This window comes from Trichocoleus desertorum AS-A10, assembly GCF_039962155.1.
In the GTDB taxonomy this organism is placed as follows: domain Bacteria; phylum Cyanobacteriota; class Cyanobacteriia; order FACHB-46; family FACHB-46; genus Trichocoleus.
This window is the reverse complement of sequence record NZ_JAMPKN010000110.1, coordinates 1-4,682: the sequence shown is the minus strand read 5'-3', so window position 1 is coordinate 4,682 and position 4,682 is coordinate 1. Positions and strand designations below refer to the sequence as shown.

At 45.6% G+C, this 4,682-nt stretch carries 5 protein-coding genes and 6 tRNA genes; 3 read left to right on the top strand and 8 right to left on the bottom strand.

Features of this window, described 5'->3' with window-relative positions; genetic code table 11:
- Together NDA01_RS31340 and NDA01_RS31335 are read left to right on the top strand one after the other, a co-directional pair.
- On the top strand, positions 1–648 hold a 648-nt coding region (locus tag NDA01_RS31340), incomplete at its 5' end, for a ParA family protein (RefSeq protein WP_348231129.1).
- A 9-nt stretch (positions 649–657) separates the two neighbouring features.
- Positions 658–1,461: a ParB/RepB/Spo0J family partition protein gene (locus NDA01_RS31335; protein ID WP_348231128.1), complete on the top strand. Its 804-nt coding sequence runs from the start codon at positions 658–660 to the stop codon at positions 1,459–1,461.
- A 232-nt stretch (positions 1,462–1,693) separates the two neighbouring features.
- Here the strand turns inward: NDA01_RS31335 and NDA01_RS31330 are convergent, their stop codons facing one another.
- Positions 1,694–2,599 (bottom strand): glycine-rich domain-containing protein, encoded by a 906-nt coding sequence (locus NDA01_RS31330; protein WP_348231127.1) that lies wholly within the window; start codon positions 2,597–2,599, stop codon positions 1,694–1,696.
- A gap of 71 nt (positions 2,600–2,670) precedes the next feature.
- On the opposite strand from NDA01_RS31330, the gene NDA01_RS31325 reads away from it, so the two are divergent.
- A complete protein-coding gene (locus NDA01_RS31325) occupies positions 2,671–2,814 on the top strand; it encodes a hypothetical protein (protein WP_348231126.1) in 144 nt (47 codons plus the stop codon).
- Between the two features lie 246 nt (positions 2,815–3,060).
- On the opposite strand, the gene NDA01_RS31320 is transcribed toward NDA01_RS31325, so the two are convergent.
- From NDA01_RS31320 to NDA01_RS31290, 7 genes are all read right to left on the bottom strand, one after another.
- Complete coding sequence (locus NDA01_RS31320) at positions 3,061–3,876, bottom strand: NYN domain-containing protein (RefSeq protein WP_348231125.1); 816 nt, start codon at positions 3,874–3,876, stop codon at positions 3,061–3,063.
- Between the two features lie 258 nt (positions 3,877–4,134).
- A tRNA-His gene (locus tag NDA01_RS31315) sits at positions 4,135–4,211 on the bottom strand.
- Between the two features lie 2 nt (positions 4,212–4,213).
- Positions 4,214–4,287, bottom strand: a tRNA-Ala gene (locus NDA01_RS31310).
- Between the two features lie 5 nt (positions 4,288–4,292).
- Positions 4,293–4,392, bottom strand: a tRNA-Arg gene (locus NDA01_RS31305).
- Between the two features lie 4 nt (positions 4,393–4,396).
- Positions 4,397–4,472 (bottom strand) — tRNA-Val (locus NDA01_RS31300).
- Between the two features lie 5 nt (positions 4,473–4,477).
- Positions 4,478–4,549, bottom strand: a tRNA-Gly gene (locus tag NDA01_RS31295).
- Between the two features lie 12 nt (positions 4,550–4,561).
- Positions 4,562–4,636 (bottom strand) — tRNA-Gly (locus NDA01_RS31290).
- Positions 4,637–4,682: the final 46 nt, after the last annotated feature.

Genomic DNA, 4,682 nt, shown 5'->3' with positions numbered 1-4,682 from the left:
GCTAAGCAGAAACAGCAGGTATTGGTGATAGACCTTGATCCTCAATCTAATGCTGCTTATGCATTAGGAGTTAACCCTGCTGCTCCCGGAACTGCTGAGTTATTGATGGGTGAAAATCCCTCGCCCTTGGAAGCAGCCCCAGGACTATACGTTCTTCCAGGTGGGCCGAATTTAACTAACCATACGATTCAATCACTGCATCCTGAAGACTTGGCTGACCTAATTGAACCCATGCCCTACGATGCGGTGATTTTGGATTGTCCTCCAGGCAATGAAAGTTTGGAGCGCTTAGGTTTGGTGGCAGCTCAAGTCACACTGGTTGTAACAAATGCTCATCCTTTTGCCATCATGGGCGCGAACCGAGTCATGGGTGTTTTGGAGACCTACCGGAGTAAAGAGCGCCGAGGACCTAAACAGTGGGCTTTAGTACTTTCCCAAATTGATGAGCGGCGAGCTTTAGATAAGGAGATTCCTGCTCAGCTAGCTCAACGCCACTCAGATATAAAAAATTTCACTGTGCATCAAGATACAAACCTTGCCCAAGCTGGAGCGCAACAGGTTCCACTGATGGACTATGCACCCCGATCGCGCTCGGCAGAGGAGTTATCAGCGATCGCTCAGTGGATTATGAAGACGGCTCAGGACTAGAGAACGAGAATGGCTAAAAGACGGAGTGCAGCAGAGTTACTAGATGCAGCCCAAGCAGCAGGAACTGCAATTCAAGCCCAAGATCGAGCGGCAGAAACGAGAGTTGAACAGGAGCAATCTCTTCCCTCAACCTTGCCCTTAGCCAAAATTTTAGACCGTAGCATTGATACTCGTGAGTTAAACACGCAGCATGTAGCTGACTTGGTAGAGTCCATCGCTATCTTGGGTCTTCTAGAACCTTTAGTGGTGGATAGACGAGGACGGTTGTTAGCAGGGGGCCACCGCAAAGCAGCAATCCTGATGGTTCACGAGCAAAGCCCTGACGCTTACTCGAAGCATTTTCCTCACGATTCGATCCCCGTTAGAATCTTAAACTTCGATGCAGAGGAAGATCCTGCTCAAGCACTACAGGTCGAGGTCACAGAGAATGAAAAGCGACGGGACTACACTCCGGCTGAAGTGCGATCGCTAGCTGAACGACTCAAGAATGCTGGATATGTAGAGGTAAAAGGACGGCCTGCTAAAGGTGAAAAAGTCTTGCGCCCTGCTTTAGAAGTGATTATTGGGAAGAGCATCCGAACCGTTAGACGCTACTTAAATGAAGCATTTGAGGAAAGTGTGACAGATGTCCGGCTTTCTGAGCAGCAAGATAATGTTGCTGCTACTGCTGCTTTGCGTCGGCTACAAACGGAACTTAACAGGTGGCAAAAAGCCTATCCGGAACCAGAACTCCCAGAACTTCAAACGATCACCCGTGACACAGCACGATTGCTGAAACGAGTAGAGTCAACCCTGAAAAAGATGAAAGGGTAAGAACTGCTTAGTCCCCTACTACCCCAAGGCAGGAATTTCTAGACCAAAATCTTTTAGTAGTCAGCCTTTCAACTATTCTCAATTGCTGAGATATCAATAGTATCTCAATTGCTCAAGCGAGGCGATCGCTTTGGCTGGGTGAAGCAGTCTAACGGTTCGGCTGAGCGGCTAATAACGTTTACAACTCCAGACGCAACTTTCGATAGTCTGCTCCAGCTAAATGGTTGTGCAGCTACTCGCCGCCACCGCCACAACCACCGCCATCGCTGCTTCCAGAGTCACCACACCCAGAATCGCCTCCGCTAGAGTCTGAATGATGAGAGTCAGAATGATGACCTGAGAAATCTTCCCAATTCCATCCGCTATAACCCCCTCCACCAGCATCACCATTGTTATTCCATTGTCTGCGAGCACGGGAAGGCGTTGGATTCTTCAAGGTAGATATGCCGGCAATTAACCCAAGTCCTGCCACAGCACCAAATACAAGTAGAAAAATTGGTAGAAAAATTGCTGTTAATGGATTAATTTCACTGGCAGAGCTTCCCACATAGCAGCCACTCATGATCAACGCCGAAACAACTGCTAAGCCTACTGTTGCAGCTTGATGGATTTGAGTTTTTTGCAGTACCCAATTCTGCTGAGTATTGACTCGCACAAAATGCAAGTCGCGGCCAAAACGATTTTGTGGTGTAGACCAAAGTTCTACTGGAGGCTTTGTTCCAAAAAATCGTTCGTAGCTCTCTAAGGTTTTGCTATACCACTCATCAAATTTTTGATTTTCAGCCTGTCCTCCACGGGTTGGCTCGTGATGAAGCGGTGTTTGCAAAATCTCTGAGCAGAACTCTTCCCAATAAGAGCGTGTATAGCTCAAGTGGAGATGCCAAACTTGGTCTACTGGGTCTGAGGGGGTGGCTGGATGACCTGCTACCACAGCCAAAAAAGCAAATTTTTTATACTCCTCAATGGCTTGCAGAGCATATTGTAGTGACCAACCATTATCTCTTGCTAACCGCGTGCTGAACGATAGTTGAGCATCTGGTTGGTCTAATGAAAACGCTTGAATTCGCTCATACAACTTTGCTTGCTCAGCATTTATTGCTTGAACACTCTTGACAGCCAATCCTTCAGGGTTCACCATTTTTTCTGACCCAGCTTGAAAAAACTTACTCCGAATTTAACATTGCCCTCCTGTTCGTCGAACCCAGCCTGATGCTGAAGCTCAAGCAATCACAGCGTTCCAGCTTCGGGTTAGCCTTCGCGGCTCCTGTTTATTCCAAACGATTACCGCTGTGGATTGTGGTTCCACTACTCGCGGGTTCGAGTCCCGTCGTTCGCCCTGGTTCCAGCGATTGACCTAAATAGCTGATCTAGATTTGATCTAAAAAAGCACCTCTCTAGGTTAGGGAAGGTGCTTTTTTAGGTCAGTCACTAAATTTCGCTGAGAGAGCTACGTGGCTTTTGACCCCTACAACCCCAAAGCAGGAATTTAAGGGCTGGAAGCCTTATGGAAGCTATTTTTCAGGAATTCTCAATAGCTGAGATATCAACGGTATTCCAATGTCTAGTTTGGCCTTCCAAAAGCAATCGAATCTGAAGTACTTATTCCCAATTTATATTTCCGTTGTTTTCTAGGCAGCAGAACGTCTCTAAGTTACTTAAGTTATTAGATTTAATATAGTAATTGTAAATAGAGTTTTTGTAATTCGGGAAACAGATTAAAAACGTTTCTTCAGATTTATACAGCATAACCTTATGTTCCTTTAATAAGCCTTTTTTGACTAAAGAGTAATTATGAAGTTCATGAGCATCATTGCTATTCCATCTATCTAGGAGAGGATACTGAGAGATCAGTGAATTTGATGACCAATAATACAAATCAAAAAACGTTATCTTGTGGTGAGAGTCCGCAGCCCAAATGAATTCTTTGGCTGTTGATTCTTCGTCCGATGCTATTAAGACATAGGTCCCCATTTGAATAAGGCTTTGAACTAAAGGTCTAAAATCTCGATCACCTGATAGTAGGACTGCCTTATCCATGTTGCCTCGGATGGCATGGTTCATCATGTCAACTGCCAGAAGGATATCTACCTCTTTCTGGCGTCGTTTTTTTCCATCTCCTACAAGGGTGCCTAATTGTACATGAAAGCCTTCAACTTCTTGAATACTATTGAAGAATTGCTTTTGCTCAAACAGCCGCAAGCTGAAATCTGATTCACTTTCCTGCGCCTTTCTCTGATTATCCAAACAATCATAATAAAAAGCTTTTTTTGCGCTAAAGTAGCCCTTTATCTTGTAAAAATCAATTTCGCCATTACCTTCAAACCATTGTTTGGTCTTATTGTATTTGTCCTTAAGATACCCGCCATCAATAAAAAGATAGGTAGTTTCTGTGGAGCTAGCTGAACTTCGTGCCATCTATTGTCTCTTGAAACATTAAGGTTCGACTAGTTTAAAAATAACTTATGAGATTTAATAAAACTATTTTGTTCAAAGACTTTAAAGGCCTTTAGGTTTAGTTTTGACCTTTGAAGTGAAAGTGTACTACAACAGCTTGGACTATTTTTGGACTAGAACAGCAAGAAAACCCCGTACTACAAGCGTAATCATGGGGCTTTTTAGTGGCTGGAATCCTCATTCCTTCGTTGAGTAATTGCGTACACCGCAATTTTTATTTGGGGTGACTGACGAGAGTCGAACTCGCTAACACTGGTGTCACAAACCAGCCCCTCCACCACTTCGGGTTCAGTCACAGTGGAGCCAAGGGGAGTCGAACCCCTAACCTTCCGCTTGCAAGGCGGACGCTCTAGCCAGTTGAGCTATGGTCCCAAGTTTGGCAGGAATGGCAGGACTCGTTCGCGTAGCGTTGCCGAAGGCATTACCTGCATGAAACTGTTTAGAAGACAGTTGCCTTATTCGTTAGGCGACACTCCTATATTGGTAACCTCGGCAGGGATTGAACCCGCGACTTCCTCTTTGTAAGAGAGGCACTCTCCCAACTGAGTTACGAGGCTACGAGAGCGAACGGCGAGAGTCGAACTCGCATCTGGAGATTGGCATACTCCGGTGTTAGCCCTTACACCACATTCGCAAGATTCAAGATTGGAGCGAAGGACGAGACTCGAACTCGTGTCTCCTGGTTGGAAGCCAGGGATGCTAGCCACTGCACCACATTCGCATTCTGGGGCTGGTGACAGGAGTTGAACCTGCAACCTACTGTTTAC

What these genes read in the sequence shown, in the direction of transcription:
- NDA01_RS31325 (WP_348231126.1), top strand. Translation starts at nt 2,671, where the DNA reads ATGCTGAAGCTCAAGCAATCACAGCGTTCCAGCTTCGGGTTAGCCTTC.
- NDA01_RS31330 (WP_348231127.1), bottom strand. Translation starts at nt 2,599, where the DNA reads ATGGTGAACCCTGAAGGATTGGCTGTCAAGAGTGTTCAAGCAATAAAT.
- NDA01_RS31320 (WP_348231125.1), bottom strand. Translation starts at nt 3,876, where the DNA reads ATGGCACGAAGTTCAGCTAGCTCCACAGAAACTACCTATCTTTTTATT.
- NDA01_RS31335 (WP_348231128.1), top strand. Translation starts at nt 658, where the DNA reads ATGGCTAAAAGACGGAGTGCAGCAGAGTTACTAGATGCAGCCCAAGCA.